General features: G+C 60.0%; 15 protein-coding genes. 2 read left to right on the forward strand and 13 right to left on the reverse strand.

Features of this window, described 5'->3' with window-relative positions; translation table 11 throughout:
- Positions 1-3 precede the first annotated feature (3 nt).
- The gene (locus Q1A44_RS14060) at positions 4-747 is read right to left on the reverse strand and encodes an enoyl-CoA hydratase/isomerase family protein (protein WP_299626294.1); all 744 of its coding nucleotides are present in this window, start codon (positions 745-747) and stop codon (positions 4-6) included.
- Positions 748-850: 103 nt separating this feature from the next.
- Between Q1A44_RS14060 and Q1A44_RS14065 the strand changes: the two genes are divergently transcribed.
- Positions 851-1,459, forward strand: a complete 609-nt coding sequence (locus Q1A44_RS14065; RefSeq protein ID WP_299626297.1) for a glutathione S-transferase family protein — start codon at positions 851-853, stop codon at positions 1,457-1,459.
- Between the two features lie 77 nt (positions 1,460-1,536).
- On the opposite strand, the gene Q1A44_RS14070 is transcribed toward Q1A44_RS14065, so the two are convergent.
- The 12 genes from Q1A44_RS14070 to Q1A44_RS14125 all read right to left on the reverse strand — a co-directional run bounded on the left by Q1A44_RS14070 (position 1,537) and on the right by Q1A44_RS14125 (position 14,181).
- Positions 1,537-2,241 carry an ABC transporter ATP-binding protein gene (locus Q1A44_RS14070; RefSeq protein WP_366942607.1) on the reverse strand — a complete coding sequence of 235 codons (705 nt, stop codon included), beginning with the start codon at positions 2,239-2,241 and terminating at the stop codon, positions 1,537-1,539.
- Positions 2,238-2,993, reverse strand: coding sequence for an ABC transporter ATP-binding protein (locus Q1A44_RS14075; RefSeq protein ID WP_299626303.1), 756 nt, complete (start codon positions 2,991-2,993; stop codon positions 2,238-2,240). The genes Q1A44_RS14070 and Q1A44_RS14075 overlap by 4 nt, the downstream gene beginning before the upstream one ends.
- Entirely contained in the window at positions 2,990-4,288 is a 1,299-nt protein-coding gene (locus Q1A44_RS14080; RefSeq protein ID WP_299626306.1) for a branched-chain amino acid ABC transporter permease, read from the reverse strand. Before Q1A44_RS14080 ends, Q1A44_RS14075 begins: the two co-directional genes overlap by 4 nt.
- Positions 4,285-5,241: a branched-chain amino acid ABC transporter permease gene (locus Q1A44_RS14085; protein ID WP_299626309.1), complete on the reverse strand. Its 957-nt coding sequence runs from the start codon at positions 5,239-5,241 to the stop codon at positions 4,285-4,287. The genes Q1A44_RS14080 and Q1A44_RS14085 overlap by 4 nt, the downstream gene beginning before the upstream one ends.
- A gap of 146 nt (positions 5,242-5,387) precedes the next feature.
- Positions 5,388-6,632, reverse strand: a complete 1,245-nt coding sequence (locus tag Q1A44_RS14090) for a branched-chain amino acid ABC transporter substrate-binding protein (protein ID WP_299626312.1) — start codon at positions 6,630-6,632, stop codon at positions 5,388-5,390.
- 180 nt (positions 6,633-6,812) lie between these two features.
- Entirely contained in the window at positions 6,813-7,844 is a 1,032-nt protein-coding gene (locus tag Q1A44_RS14095) for a phosphotransferase family protein (RefSeq protein WP_299626315.1), read from the reverse strand.
- 1 nt (position 7,845) lies between these two features.
- Positions 7,846-8,787: a nitronate monooxygenase family protein gene (locus Q1A44_RS14100; protein WP_299626318.1), complete on the reverse strand. Its 942-nt coding sequence runs from the start codon at positions 8,785-8,787 to the stop codon at positions 7,846-7,848.
- Positions 8,788-8,915: 128 nt separating this feature from the next.
- Positions 8,916-10,112, reverse strand: a complete 1,197-nt coding sequence (locus tag Q1A44_RS14105; protein ID WP_299626321.1) for an acetyl-CoA C-acyltransferase — start codon at positions 10,110-10,112, stop codon at positions 8,916-8,918.
- A gap of 92 nt (positions 10,113-10,204) precedes the next feature.
- Positions 10,205-11,089: an SDR family NAD(P)-dependent oxidoreductase gene (locus Q1A44_RS14110; RefSeq protein ID WP_299626324.1), complete on the reverse strand. Its 885-nt coding sequence runs from the start codon at positions 11,087-11,089 to the stop codon at positions 10,205-10,207.
- Positions 11,086-11,916: an SDR family NAD(P)-dependent oxidoreductase gene (locus Q1A44_RS14115; RefSeq protein WP_299626327.1), complete on the reverse strand. Its 831-nt coding sequence runs from the start codon at positions 11,914-11,916 to the stop codon at positions 11,086-11,088. Before Q1A44_RS14115 ends, Q1A44_RS14110 begins: the two co-directional genes overlap by 4 nt.
- Before the next feature lie 13 nt (positions 11,917-11,929).
- Positions 11,930-13,039 carry an acyl-CoA dehydrogenase family protein gene (locus tag Q1A44_RS14120; RefSeq protein WP_299626330.1) on the reverse strand — a complete coding sequence of 370 codons (1,110 nt, stop codon included), beginning with the start codon at positions 13,037-13,039 and terminating at the stop codon, positions 11,930-11,932.
- Positions 13,036-14,181 carry an acyl-CoA dehydrogenase family protein gene (locus Q1A44_RS14125; protein ID WP_299626333.1) on the reverse strand — a complete coding sequence of 382 codons (1,146 nt, stop codon included), beginning with the start codon at positions 14,179-14,181 and terminating at the stop codon, positions 13,036-13,038. The genes Q1A44_RS14120 and Q1A44_RS14125 overlap by 4 nt, the downstream gene beginning before the upstream one ends.
- A 142-nt stretch (positions 14,182-14,323) precedes the next feature.
- Here Q1A44_RS14125 and Q1A44_RS14130 point away from each other — a divergent pair, with 142 nt between their 5' ends.
- The gene (locus tag Q1A44_RS14130) at positions 14,324-15,316 is read left to right on the forward strand and encodes an NADPH:quinone oxidoreductase family protein (protein ID WP_299626336.1); all 993 of its coding nucleotides are present in this window, start codon (positions 14,324-14,326) and stop codon (positions 15,314-15,316) included.
- Positions 15,317-15,320: the final 4 nt, after the last annotated feature.

A 15,320-nucleotide genomic window follows, 5' to 3' on the forward strand; every position in this document is an offset into this window, starting at 1 on the left:
GCCTTATCCTCCCAACATCGCGGTCATGGCATCGCGCGTCTCGGCCGTGAACCAAGCGCCGCGCGCCTTTCCCATCTGCGTCTTGATCCGGGCGATTGTGTCGCCGCGGATCTGCTGCTTGACCGCCGCATAGGCGACGGGTGGGATCGCCGCAAAGGCTTGGGCTTCGCGCACGGCCACGTCCATGAGTACCTCCGGATCGACCACTTCGTCGACAAGCCCACAGGCCAGCGCCGCGTCGGCCGCGATCGGTTGGCCCCGCATCATCAGGCGACGCAGGTCTTTAGGCGCAAGCATGGCGCGCGCAATCTCCATCGGGCCCACTGGAAAATCGACGCCGACACGGACCTCCGCCAGTCCAAAGCTGGCGCGTGGTGTTGCGATACGGTGATCTGCCGTCAAAACAAAAAACAGGCCACCGGCAATGGCGGCCCCGTCGGTGGCGACGATCACGGGCTTGGGGCAGGCAAAGAGACACAGAAAGGCGACGTTCAACCCGTCAACGATGCGGGCCTGATCATCTTCGTTGAAATCCCGCGCCACCTTGAGATCGAGCCCTGCGGACAAGACTTTGCACGCGCTGGATATGATAATGGCGCGCACATTCGTGTCCGTCTCGGCCTCTGCGACAACCTTTGCCAACCCCATCAGCCGCGCCGGGCGCAGCGCGTTCACAGGGGGTGCGTCCAGAACCAGATGGCGCAGCGGGCCGTCATCGCGTGTCTTGATCCAGCTTGTATCGGCCATGGCCCCCCCTTGCATGCGTGCCTCAGGTCACGATACCCGGCCCACCGCCCTTGCCAAGCCAAATCACCCGCCGCTACGGTGTGAGGATGAGGGAGGAGCCGATATGCTCAAGCTGTATTTTGCGCCGCGCAGTCGTGCATTGCGCGTGGCTTGGTTGCTGGAAGAGTTGGAACTGGACTACGATCTCGTGCGCTATGATTTGGGCGATCCGGCGATGCGAACACCAGAATTTCGCGCAATCCATCCGATGGGCCGGGTCCCGGTGCTTGAGGATGGGGATGTGCGGATCATGGAAAGCGGCGCGATCCTCGAATACCTGCTCGCCCGGCATGGCAAGGGACGTTTTCGGCCTGCCCCGGACAGCATCCACTTTCCCACCTATTTGCAGTGGCTGCATTATGCCGAAGGGATGATCATGCCACCGATCAATTCCTACATGGTCGAGACGTTCTTTCTACCGCCCGAGCGGCAATCAGAGGTGCACGCCAAACGGGCCAAGAAGCTCTTGGGGCAGATGTTGGTGGCGGTGGATGCCGCCTTGGACGGGCGCGACTATCTGGCTGGCGATTTTAGCGGCGCAGATATCATGACGGGGTCGGCGGTGATCAGTGCCCAAGGCATTGGGGTTGATATGGAGGCTCTGTCGCGACTTGGAGCCTATGTTGACCGATTGCGGGCGCGAAAAGCCTATCAAAAGGCGGCTGCCATGTGAGCCGCGCGTGTTGATCGCCGGAGGCGGCGGTTTCCGAGACGGAAAACGGCCGGAAACCGACACGGTTTCCATGGCATTCAAACTTCCAACCATTCCTTGCGGATATCGTCACGCGCTTTCAACTCTGCGGGTGTGCCCTCGAACACGACCCTGCCATGGCCCATTACATAGACCCGGTGGGCGATATCCAGCGCGATTGACAGTTTTTGTTCGACCAGTAGCGTCGCAATCCCGCGCTTTGCGATCTCCTGCAACAACTCGGCCACGCGTTGCACCATCTGAGGACTAAGCCCCTCGGTCGGCTCATCGATCATCACCAAGTCCGGGTCGCCCATCAGCGTCCGGCACATGGTAAGCATCTGCTGCTCTCCGCCAGACAGCACCGACGCTTCGACATCAGCGCGCCGTTCGAGGTTTTCGAACAGTGTGAACATATCCTGCATCGACCAGCGCCCCGCACCATCCTTCTGCCCGGGCTTTAGGCCCAAGATCAGGTTCTGGCGCGTTGTCAGTCCGGGAAATATATCCCGGTTCTCGGGCACATATCCGATGCCCAGATTGGCAACTTCGAACGCCTTGCGTCCCGCTATCTCCTGTCCCTTGAACAGGACAGAGCCATGCGGTTCGACCTCGCCCATCACGGCCTTGCAAGTGGTGGACCGTCCCACCCCGTTGCGGCCAAGTAGGGCCACGATCTCGCCCTCGCCTATGCGCAGGTCGACGCCCTGCAGGATGTGGGATTTTCCGTAATAGGCGTGTAGATCAGAGACCTCGAGCATCAGTGATCCTCCAACGCGGTGCCAAGATAGGCCTCTTGGACCCGTGCATTGCCGCGTACCGCCTCTGGCGTGCCCGTGGCAATAATTTCGCCATAGACCAGCACCGAAATCTGATCAGCCAGGCCAAAGACAACACCCATGTCATGTTCCACCATAATCAGGGTCTTTCCTTCGGTCACGGTGCGAATGAGTTCCACGATATAGTCGGTCTCGGAATGGCTCATGCCTGCCGTGGGCTCGTCCAACATGATAACATCCGCGCCGCCCGCGATTGTGATCCCGATTTCAAGGGCGCGCTGTTCGGCATAGCTGAGAACGCCCGCAGGCAAGTCGCGCCGCGCTGTCAGGTTGATCTGTTGCAATATCTCATCGGCCCCTTCGGTCAGTGCGCGACTGCGTCCGACCATGGACCAGAAGTTATAGCGGTAGCCCATCGACCAAAGCAGCGAACAGCGCACATTTTCAAACACCGTCATCTTGGGAAAGATGTTGGTGATCTGGAAACTGCGCGACAGTCCCATGCGGTTGATCTCGAACGGGGCCTTGCCTGCCAGATCCTGACCGTGCAGGCGGATAGCCCCCTCAGTCTGCGGAAACCGGCCAGTGATCAAGTTGAAGAGCGTAGACTTGCCCGCCCCGTTGGGGCCGATGATGGCATGGCGTTCGGTTTTGGCGATGGACAAGTCCACGCCGCGAATGATCTCGGTCTTGCCAAAAGACTTCTTGAGCCCGTCAAGCTCCAGCGCCGGGCTCATCGCGACATCCCCTCAGGCGTGTTTGCCTCGTTCCACGCCTCGACCAATGCCGGGGCAGTGGCGCGGGTGATGGCAAAACCAACGAAGGTCACGACACCTGCGATGATCCAGGGCAAAAAGCTGTGGCTGTCGAAGGTCGTCCAAAAGAGCGTCATCTCATGATCGCCCGTGGCCGCATGGCGGACATGAAAGGTCATTTCGACCAAGGCGGCCGCGCCCAGGGTGCCTATGGCCGCAGGCAAAAGCGTCTTGAGGTAGGGCACGCCCAAATGCCCCAACTTGCCCAGCCTGAGGGCTGGTACATGCATCATGATCAGCCCTGCGAGGCCGCCGGGAAAAAACATCACCGTGGCGACGAAGATGATGCCGAGATAAAACCCCCAAAGCTCGGTCTGCAGGCTGAGAACTGTTTGCACGAGTGTAAAGACGATAGCCCCCAGGATCGGGCCAAAAAAGAAACCGACGCCGCCCAGGAATGTCACCAGAAGAATGATGCCCGATTGGGTGGTGTTCAGGTTTTCTTCGGTCAGAATCTCATAGTTGATGGCGAACAGCGCGCCCGCGATGCCTGCGAAAAAGCCCGACGCCACGAAACTGTAAAAGCGAACCCAGCGCGCGGAATAGCCCAGAAACTCCGCCCGTTCGGGGTTGTCGCGTACCGCGTTGGCCATGCGGCCCATGGGCGTGCGGGAATAGAGATACATCAGGATCGCCGAGAGCATCAGCCAGAACACAATGAGGTAATAGACCTCGATCTGTTGCAGGAACTCGACGCCAAAGAAGGGCAAGCCATAGGTGCGGTCGCCGGAGATGCCTTCTTCGCCCCCGAAAAAGGCCACGATGATCACGGAACAGGCAGCGATCAACTCACCCACGCCAAGGCTGATCATGGCAAACACCGTGCCCGCCTTACGGGTTGAGAAACTGCCCACGATCGTGGCCAGCCCCATGCCCATAAGCCCGCCAAAAACGGGCAAGATCGGCAGTGGCAGCCCGGAAAAGAACCCATCCCAGTTGATGATATGCATGCAGGCAAAACCGCCCACACCGGCATAGACCGCGTGGCCAAAGCTGAGCATACCGCCCTGACCCAACAACATGTTGTAAGCCAGAGCAAAAATGATGGTAATCGCCATCTGGTTCATGATCGTAATTGCGGAGTTGTTGGTGAAAATGAACGGCATTACGCACAGCAGGAAGGCCGCGATGATCCAGGGAGACAGTGGCAGAATCATGGCGCCTGCGCGCATCCGCTGTGCCGGCTTGGTCGGGTCGGTGGTGAACTGGTCGCTCATGCGTCACGCTTTCCGAACAGGCCGTAGGGGCGGAAAATCAGGATCAACACCATGAGAATGTAAGGTAGGATATCGGCAATCTGCGGGCTGGTGATTGTCCAAAGGTCGCGCCAGGCGCTGTCCCACAAAACCTCGGGCTTGGTAAAGCCAATCCAGGTCAGCAGGTCCTCCATCCGCAGATTATAGGCCTTGGCGAAGGTGGTCATCCACCCGATCAACAGCGAGGCGACAAGCGCACCCCAAAGGCTGCCCAACCCGCCGATTACGATGGTGACAAAGACGATGGAGCCAAGGACAAAGGCCATGCCCGGGAACGTGCCCAACACCGGGCCAGCAATGACGCCCGCCACACCGGCCAGCGCTGTTCCGACGCCGAAGACGCCCATAAAGATAAGAGGGACATTGTGGCCTAGTGCCTCCACCGTCTTGGGGTAAGTCAGGGCCGCCTGGATGATCATGCCGACGCGTGTTCGGGTCAGAACCCAAAGCAGCCCAATGAAGATGATGACCGATATGAAGATCATGAAAATCTTGTAAGCCGGGATCGAATTGCCCGCGATGGCAAAGGCGGTGAATTGCAGGATCTCGGGCGCCTCATAGGGCATCTGGTTTTTGCCCCAAACGAATTGCACCAGCTCTTCGATCAGTAGTGCAAGGCCAAAGGTAAAGATCAGTTCGGGCACATGCCCGTATTGGTGTACCCGCCTGAGGCCGTACCGTTCGACCCCGGCCCCCATGACGCCCACGATAAGAGGTGCCAGAAGCAGGCCCATCCAGAACCCCAGCGCGATGCTGATCTGAAAGGCGAAATAGGCGCCCAGCATGTAGAAACTGGCATGGGCAAAGTTCAGAACGCCCATCATCGAAAAGATAAGCGTCAGGCCTGCCGACAGCATGAAGAGCAAGAGGCCCGTGACCAGACCGTCGATTAGGTTGACGAGGATGAGATCCATGTTTTCGCAGTCCTTGCGTGATCCGAATGCGGCTGCGCCACGACATTATTTAGGGGGCTCTGCCCCCGGCCTTCGGCCTCCCCCGGGATATTTTCAGCCAAAAGAATGAAAAAGCGGCCCGCCGGTTCAGGCGGACCGCTTTGGTGTCAGGGGCGACGCATCTGGCAACTGGTCTCGCTGTCCATGGCGGCCATGGTCACCGTTTCCTCCACCCGGATGCCAAAGCCGGAATTGTCATAGTCAAAGGTCACATCGCTGCCGGTATGTGCGTGAATGTGCACGTCCTGGATCAACTGGTGATCAACCTCACGCATTTTCACCGATCCGCCCCAGAGGCTCTCATGCTCCATCCCCTCAAGCGCGTAGGCGACGGGGATCACGTCTGTGGCAGTGCCCGCCTCATTGATCGCCTTGGCCAGCATTTCGATCACATTTGTGATGCGTGCCTGGCTGATGTTGCCGTCGGGATACTTGGCCTTGAACGCTTCATAATAGGCGGCAGCGGCATCACTTGCGGGCGGGTTGATCTGCCCCTCGGCCACAAGGCGGAGCGATCCCTCGCCCGTTTCGCCAAAGGCAGCGGTGATGCCATCCGCGGCCGCGTAATAGGTAAAGATCGGACCTTCATACCCATTCTCAAGCACTGACTTGCCCAGGCCCAGCATGTCTGCACCCCAATTGCCTGTGATGATCGCATCGGCCCCCGAAGCCATGATCTTGCGGCTGTACGGCGTGAAGTCCTTGACCTTGCCAATGGGGTGCAGTTCGTTCCCCACAATCTCGATGTCAGGGCGTTTTTCACCGATAAAGCGAACGGCGGCAGCGGCCACAGCCTTTCCGAAGGAATAGTCTTGGCCGATGATATAGACCTTTTCGATGGCCTCATCCTTGGCGATCACGTCGGTGAGCGCATCCATCTTGATGTCTGCATTGGCGTCAAAGCGGAAGTGCCAGAAGTTGCACTTGTCGTTGGTCAGGGCCGGATCAACAGCAGAATAGTTCAGGAACAGCACCCGGTCATCCGGGTTGCGCCGGTTGTGCTTCTGGATCGCCTCGGTCAGGGCGTTGGCGACGCCGGAGGAGTTGCCTTGGGCGATATAACGTATGCCCTGGTCAATCGCGACCTGTAGCTGGATCAGCGACTCCTTGGGGCTGATCTTGTTATCGAAAGCGACGATTTCGAACATGTCGCCATCCAGAACACCGCCCTTTTTGTTCACCAACTCTTCGGCGGCGAATTCATATTGGTGCAGTCCGTTGACGCCAGTGCCCGCAAAGGGGCCGCTGAGCGGGTCGATAAAGGCGATTTTCACGGTGTCCGCTGTGACGGCAAAGGCGCTGACGGTCAGGGTCAATGCCGTGGCCATGCCAAGCATAATGGGTTTGCGCATGTGTTCCTCCCTAGAACGTGTGCCCGGCGCTGCGCTGTTGATCGCGCGTATTTGGTGCCGGGATAGCGCTAGCGTTACACACCACCGTGATATGTCAAGCGTTCTGATTTCTCGCTTTGCGGGAGCTTGGGGTGGGAAAAATCTTAAAGTAGTACATTCATTATTAACCTTAATTAATTGTTATTGAGTACTTTCCAGTGCTCGCAATCCATTTTCGGCAAAGACCGGAACATAGGCCCCGACCTTCATCGCCCGCTCCGGGTTCGATGCGTTGCCATCCAGCGCCCGCTTGAGCACCCCTTGGATGATCCCCGCCATGCGGAAAAAGCAAAAGCCGAGGTAATAGCCGAAATCATCAATCCCCGGTAAGCCGCGCCTGTCACAATAGGCGGCAATAAAGGCCTCATCGCTCGGCAAGCCCAGAGCATCCCGGTCCACGCCCATCAGCCCGCGCCCATCGCGGCCCGCGGGCAGTTGCCACTGCATGATGACCGATGCCAAGTCGGCATAGGGGTGGCCAATGGTGCTTAGCTCCCAATCCAGCACAGCCAGGCAATTGGTGCCCTCAGCTTCAAAGATCAGGTTGTCGATGCGGTAATCCCCATGAACCAGCGTCCGTTGGCCATCATCGTCTGGCATCTCGTCGGCCAACCGATCCATCAGGCGGTTCATGGACGGAATTTCCTGGGTCTGGGAGGCGCGGTACTGTTTGGACCAGCGCGCTACTTGCCGTTCGAGATAGTGGCCGGGCGGGCCGTAATCGGACAAGCCAACCGCGTCGATATCCACGTCATGCAGCGCCGCCAACACTCGGTTCATGTCGGAGATGACGGCGGTGCGGCCCGCATTGTCCATCTCGGGCATTGTGGGTTCGTTGAAATTTCGCCCCGCGACGTGGTCCATCACATAGAAATCCGATCCGATCACATCCGGGTCCTGACAAAGCACATGCATTTTGGCAACGGGTACGTCCGAGCCTGCCAATGCGCTCTGCACCCGAAACTCGCGGTCCACCGCATGGGCGGATTTCAAAAGTTGACCGGGCGGCTTGCGACGCAGCACATAATTGCCGGCACCAGTTTTCAGCAGGAAAGTCGGGTTTGATTGCCCACCCTCGAATTTTTGAGCCTCGATTGGGCCATCAAACCCGGGCAACCTATCCTTGAGGAATGCGGCAACGGCCCCGGTGTCGAGCGTTTGGGTCTGCGTCATCTCAACCTCCGAACTCTTTGGCAAGGCGCGCACCAGCGTCGGCATATTCGCGTGCCATTCGATCCACTATTCTGGCGGCAGGACCTTGCGAACGGACAGCCCCGATGCCCTGCCCCGAGCCCCAGATTGTTTTCCATGCCTTGGGCTTGGACGAACCCGATCCAAAGTTCATCGCCTTGGCATCCGCCTCTGGCAGGTTGTCGGGGTCCATGCCTGCATTCTCGACAGAACCACGCAGATAGTTGCCCCAGACGCCGGTGAACAGCGAGGAATAAACGATGTCCTCTGCACCACTTTGAACAATCATGTCCTTGTAGTCTTGCACGGCATTGGCCTCGTCCGTCGCGATAAAGGGCGAGCCGACATAGCCGAAATCGGCCCCCAAGGCGCGGGTCGCCAACAACGCTTCGCCGGTTGCAATAGCGCCCGACAGGGCCAAAGGCCCATCAAACCAGTCTCGTATCTCGCGGATCAGGGCAAAGGGCGATTGCTGCCCAGCGTGTCCGCCTGCACCCGCGGCCACGGCGACCAATCCATCCGCCCCTTTTGCGATAGCCTTGCGTGCAAAGGTGTTGTTGATGATGTCATGCAACACAATCCCCCCGCACGAATGGGCCGCCTCGTTTACGTCGACCCGAGCGCCAAGGCTGGTGATCCAGAGAGGGACTTTATGCTTCACGCAAATCTCCAAATCGCGATCAAGGCGCGTGTTGGATCGATGCACGATCTGGTTGACTGCATAGGGGGCAGCAGGAGTATCTGGATTGGCCTGATTGTGGCGGTCCAGTTCCTCGCTGATCTGGGTCAACCAGGCATCAAGCAAGGGGGGCTCGCCCTGTGCCTCGCGCGCATTGAGGGCGGGGAACGAGCCAACGATGCCCGCCTTGCACTGGGCGATGACCAGCTCTGGCACGGAAATGATGAACAAGGGCGCAGCAATCATCGGTATGCGCAACCCTCGCAAAGCTGTTGGTAAATCCGCGTTCGTCCTGATGGTCAAAGCGCCGGTCCTATCTTCTCTGTTGTATAAAATCCCCGCCGGAGGTTCCGACAGATCAGCACGCGCATCGCTCAAAGCACCTCAAAGAGACCCGCAGCGCCCATGCCGCCGCCCACACACATGGTGCAGACAACATGTTTGGCGCCGCGCCGTTTGCCTTCGATCAGGGCGTGCCCCACCATGCGTGCACCGGACATACCGTAGGGATGGCCGATGGAAATTGCGCCGCCGTTCACGTTCAACAAGTCGTCAGGAATACCCAGCGTATCGCGGCAATAGAGCACCTGGACAGCAAAGGCCTCATTCAGCTCCCACAACCCGATGTCGTCCATGTGCAGCCCATGGGCGGCCAGCAGTTTCGGCACAGCAAACACAGGGCCAATACCCATCTCGTCAGGCTCACACCCAGCCGCCATCACGCCCACGCATCGGCCCAGAGGCTCAAGGCCGCGCTTTTCGGCCAGAGACGCCTCCATCACCACCGCCGCCGAGGCCCCGTCGCTCAGTTGCGATGCGTTGCCGGCAGTAATATGCTCGCCCTGTTGCACGTGGATGCCATCGGCAAAGACAGGCTTGAGGCCTGCAACGTTTTCATAACTGGTGCCGGGCCGGTTGCCTTCGTCCTTGGCCAGGGTGACCTCAACGTCAGAGATGTCCTTGGTCTCGCGATCCTGCACTTTCATTACTGTGGACATGGGTACGATCTCGTCGTCAAACTTGCCTGCCTCTTGCGCTGCTGCCGTACGGGCCTGGGATTGCACAGCATAGCGGTCTTGCTCTTCGCGTGTCACACCGTAGCGGGCGGCAACGGTTTCAGCCGTCTCTAGCATCGTCATGTAGATTTCGGGCTTGTGCGTCTTGAGCCAGGAGTCGCTGTGCGCGCGCATCTGCGGTGTCTGCACCATCGAAACGCTTTCGACGCCGCCGCCGATGACCACGTCCATCCCGTCCTGTACGACCTGTTTGGACGCCGCCGCAATCGCCATCATGCCCGACGCACACTGCCGATCCAGCGACATGCCCGCAACGGTGACCGGCAGGCCCGCTCGAATGGCTGCTTGCCGCGCGATATTGGACGCCGTGTGCCCCTGTTGCAGTGCCGCGCCAAAGACAACATCAGCCACTTCCGCGCCCTCGATCCCCGCCCTGCTGACCGCGTTTGAGATGGCGTGCGCGGCCAGCGCCTGTGGCGTGGTGGCGTTGAAGGCACCGCGATAGGCTTTGCCAATGGGTGTGCGGGCGGTGGAAACGATAACGGCGTCGCGCATGATCAGGTGTCCTTTAGGGCGAGATGGTTCGGGACTGGGGGCCGACCCCAGATCGCCGGCGTTTTTCTGGCAGGATGAAGGAGGATCGCACGCTACCAGTCAAGGGTGACCCCCTTGGCTTTGGCGGCCCGCAGGGCGTATTTGCGCGTTTGTGCAAAGGCGTCTTGCAGTTCTTCCTGCCCCGTAGCGTCGGTGATGGCGTGCCAGTTTTTGGCCACCGCTTCGGGTGTGATGTCGCCCTCCAGCATATATCCTTGTGTCTCAAAGATGCGGGTCTGAGCAAACGTGCCTGCCCCCGCGCTCAGGATCGTGCGGCTTGGGCCGTCTTCGCTGACCAGATAGAGTACGCCGGGCGTGATCGTTTCGGGTTGCAGCAGAGCAAGTGCCGCTTCTGGCAAAAGGTTTTCTGTCATTTGCGTGGCCGCCGTCGGGGCAAGTGTGTTGACGCGGATGTTGTCGCGCGCACCCTCCAGATGGAGCACGTTCATGAGGCCGACCATGGCCGCCTTGGCCGCCCCGTAATTGGATTGGCCAAAGTTGCCATAAAGCCCGGAGCCAGACGAGGTTAACACAATCCGCCCGTACCCTTGCGCCCGCATGACTGGCCAGACCGCATGGCAACAATTGGCACTGCCCATCAGATGCACATCGACGACCTTTCGGAAATCGTCCAGTGTCATTTTGGCAAAGGTTTTGTCGCGCAGGATGCCCGCGTTGTTGATCAGAATGTCAATGCGTCCCCAGCGGTCCATCGCTTGGGCAATCATGTCGGCAACCTGATCCGCATCCGACACATCGGCACTGTGGGCCATGGCCGCGCCGCCGGCTGCTTCGATCTCGGCCACCACAGATTGCGCATCGCCCAGGTCATTTACCACCACCTGCGCGCCGCGCGCGGCAAGCCCAAGTGCGTGGCTTCGGCCAAGGCCAGCACCTGCGCCCGTGACGATCGCCACGCGGTCGTCAAAGCGGATCATGCCTTTGGCTCCAGCGCCGCGCGAAAGAGGTTCGGGCCGCTCATCACCTGAATGCCACCCGAAACGGGTAAAACTGCACCGGTGAGGTAGCTGCCGCCCTGCCCGCAAAGAAACTGCATGCAGCCTGCGATATCTTCGTCCCGGCCCACGCGCCCCAAAGGCACATCTGCGCCAACTTTCTCGCGCATTCCCTCATCCGCCGTGGCAAAAGCGGTCATCTTGCTGACAAATGGGCCGGGTGCGAGCGCGTTGACCGTAATGTGATGACCTGCCAATTCCTTGGCCATGATCTTGGTCAGGTGAAGCACTGCGGCCTTGGACGCGGCATAGCTATAGGCCCCGTCGCCCAGTGCTGCCTCGCCCATCACTGATCCTACATTCACTACCCGTGCCGGATCATCGGGCGTGGCCGTGGCGATCAATGTGGGCAACAGTGCTTGGGTCAGGTGAAACAACCCCGCTACATTCACATTCATCACCTTTTCCCAGGCGGCGTGGGGGAATTGGCCCATGGGGGCACCCCATGTCACGCCCGCATTGTTCATCAGGATGTGCAATTTGTCCGTCCGCTCGGTCACCGCCTTGGCCAACGCGTCGATGCCTGCCTCGGTGCTCACATCGCCCGCAAACCCCTCGACAGAGCCGGGGCTGTCCATCGCGTTCAGCTCAGCCGCGACTGCGGCACAGGCATCCGCCTTGCGCGAGGCGATCAGCACATGCGCGCCTGCCATCATCAGACCGGTCGCAGCCATGCGACCGATGCCGGTTGCCCCGCCTGTGACCAGCGCAACCTTACCTTCCAACGAAAACAACGCATTCGGCGTCATAGTTTATCCCCCCTCAGAACCCGCGCAGCCGCGCTATGGTTTCAGCGTGATAGCTGTAATCGCCCAACCATTCGGCGCTGACCCGGGCCCGTTTCATAAAGAAGCCCATATCATGAGCGTCCGACATTCCGATACCGCCATGTATTTGCACGCCTTCCTGCACAGCCAGTTCTGCGGTTTTGGTCGCTCGCGCCTTGCCAAGGCTGACGGCAAGGGTCGCATCCTCACCACTGTCCAGAATCCTGCCCGCATTCAGGACCGCCGAAGCGGTTATTTCCGTTTCCGACCAAAGGTGTGCAGCCCGGTGTTGAAGCGCCTGGAACGCGCCGATGGGCACCCCGAACTGCTTGCGTTCCTGCAAATAGGCAACGGTCATGCCGAAGGCGCCCGCCGTAAGGCCCGTCATTTCCGCGGCAAGCGCCGCCTGGCCCGCATGCAAAGCAGGCCGCAGCACAGCCATGGCGTCATCCACGCGGCCCAGCACGTCGTCGCCTGTCACAATCACATCGCCGAAATCGAGGTCCGCCGCATCTCTGCTGTCAATCATCGCCTTGGGTACGGATGTTATCCCGTCCCGGTCCAGCGGCAGGTCAAAGAGTGTCAAGCCATTGTCCGTGCGCGCCAGGACCAGAGCGCGATCTGCAGTGCCGCCATCCACAACGAAACTCTTGCGTCCATGCAGGCGAAACCCGTTGCCTTCGGCCACGGCCTCAAGCCGCGTGGCATGGGGGTTGTGCTTTGGCCCTTCATCCACCGCCAGCGCATAGGTCAACCGCCCGGCCGCGATTTCGGCCAAGGCTTTGGCGGATCGGTCGTTGGACACCTGCCGCAAGGCTGTCGCCGCAATCACTGCTGTGCTCAGAAACGGTGAGGCCGCCAGCGTTTTACCCATTTCGCGGGCCAATACGCCCGCCGCGGCGTGGCCCATATCGGACCCGCCTTGCGCCTCTGGCACCAGCACGCCCGCCCAGCCCATAGCCGCCATCTCCGACCAGAGTGCTGCGTTATGGGTCGCGCCCGCATCCCGCAACCCGCGCAAGTGCGTGACAGGGGCTGCCCTGTCCAGGAAACCGCGCGCCGCGCCGGCCAGCATCACTTCGTCTTCGGTTGGCAATAGGCTCATCCCGGCAACCCCAGCACGCGCCGCGAAATGATGGATAACATCACCTCAGATGTTCCGCCCTCGATGGAATTTGCCTTGGTGCGCAACCACCCTTCGGCCTCGCCACCTTCCCACGCCAACGCGTCCGAGCCCTTGGCTTTCATCACCAGCTCATGCCGCCGTTTGTTCAGCTCGGTGCCCGCATATTTCAGCATCGCTGAGGCGTCGCCGATCTCGGTCGTCTCCGCCTGATCCTTGTAACGTTCAAGCGTCAGTGCCATGGCCAAAGTATCGATCTCGCAGTCTATTGCCTCGGCCCGCAAGGTGGCATCCAACTCGCCATCCATTTCGGCCAGAACCGCGCCAAGGGACCGATCACCCAGCACGCCACCACCACCTGAAATCATTTCGCGTTCATGGTTAAGCAGGTATTTGGCCACGTCCCAGCCGCGGTTTTCGTCGCCAACCCGCTGGGCACGAGGGGTGCGCACATCATCAAAGAACGTTTCGCAAAACGGCGATTGACCCGAGATCAGGCGGATCGGTCGGGTGGTCACGCCGGGTGTGGTCATGTCGATAAGAATAAACGAGATACCCTTGTGTTTGGGCGCGTTGCGGTCGGTACGGACAAGGGCAAAAATCCAATCAGCCTTATCCGCATAGGACGTCCACACCTTTTGACCGTTCACCACATACATGTCGCCGTCGACCTCGGCACGGGTCTGCACGCTGGCCAGGTCAGAGCCTGCGCCGGGTTCGGAATAGCCCTGACACCAGCGCACCTCGCCGCGCGCAATCGGCGGCAGGTATTCGCGTTTCTGTGCATCTGTGCCGAAATGCAAAAGGGCTGGCCCCAGCATCCAGATGCCAAAACTTTGCAGCGGCAGGCGCGCGCCGATGGCCTGCATTTCCTCGGTCAGCACCTTGTCTTGCGCGCGGTTCAAACCCGCGCCGCCATAGGCCTCTGGCCATGTTGGTACTGTCCAGCCTTTTACGGCCATGCGTTCCAGCCAAAGGCGTTGCGCCTCTGACGCAAAGGTCCAGTTACGTCCGCCCCAGCAAATCGCATCCTCGTCCTGCGCGGCATCGCGCATCTCGGGTGGGCAGTTCGCCGCTAGCCAAGCCCTTGTCGTGGCGCGGAAATCGTCCAATGCCTCGTCCATGCATGCCTCCCGATCAAACATGGTTCCGTCACGTCGCGCGCGTCTGCGCCTTTACGCATGCCGGTCTCTCAAGCAGGATGTGTCAAAGGCGACCGTATTGCACCCTTGCCGTAACGTCACGCCGTCCGAGGGAGGACCCACGATGAAAGCCATGCTGAGCACTGCGCCCGGTGGACCGGACACGCTGGAATGGACAGAACTGCCGGACCAGACCCCAAAAAAGGGGCATGTGCGGATCGCGGTCAAGGCGGCAGGCGTGAACTTTCCCGACACGCTGATCATTCGCGATCTCTATCAGATCAAGCCGCCGCGCCCTTTTGCGCCGGGTGGTGAAGTGGCCGGTGTGATTGAGGAGATCGGAGAGGCGGTTGAGGGCTTGGCCGTCGGTGACCGGGTCATTGCGATGCCCGGCTTTGGCGGTTTCGTGACGCAGATTTGCGTGCCTGCCGATGCGTGCCTGAAGATGCCTGACGACATGCCGTTTGAGGAAGCAGCCTGTTTTGTCTTTACCTATGGCACGTCGCATCACGCGCTCAAGGACCGTGCCGAGATCAAGGCGGGCGAAACCCTGTTGATCCTTGGCGCGGCGGGCGGTGTCGGTGCGGCAGCCATTGAGTTGGGCAAAGCGGCTGGGGCGCGCGTCATTGCGGCGGTAAGTTCCGAGGAGAAGGCAGCGTTCTGCCGTGAACTGGGCGCGGACGAAACCATCATCTATCCGCGCGACATGGACCGTGACGCACAAAAGGCACTATCTAGCGAGATCAAGAAGATCGCGGGCCCCGGCGGTGTCGATGTGGCCTACGACGCGGTGGGTGGCGACTATGCCGAGCCTGTCATCCGCTCCATGGCCTGGGCCGGGCGGTTTCTGGTGGTCGGGTTTCCGGCAGGTATCCCCAGAATTCCGCTGAATCTGACTTTGCTCAAGTCCTGCCAGATTGTCGGGGTGTTCTGGGGGGCTTCGGTCCATCGCGACCCCGCAGGTCATATGAAAAACATGGGCGAACTCTTTGACTTTTATGGCAAAGGGTTGGTCAAGCCGCGTATCTCGGCCAGCTTTTCGATGCAGGATGCGGCACAGGCACTCGACATGATTGCAGACCGTAAGGTGTTGGGTAAAGTGGTCTTGACCACGTGAGCGC

Origin of the sequence: uncultured Tateyamaria sp. (assembly GCF_947503705.1) — a bacterium.
Taxonomy (GTDB): Bacteria; Pseudomonadota; Alphaproteobacteria; order Rhodobacterales; family Rhodobacteraceae; genus Tateyamaria.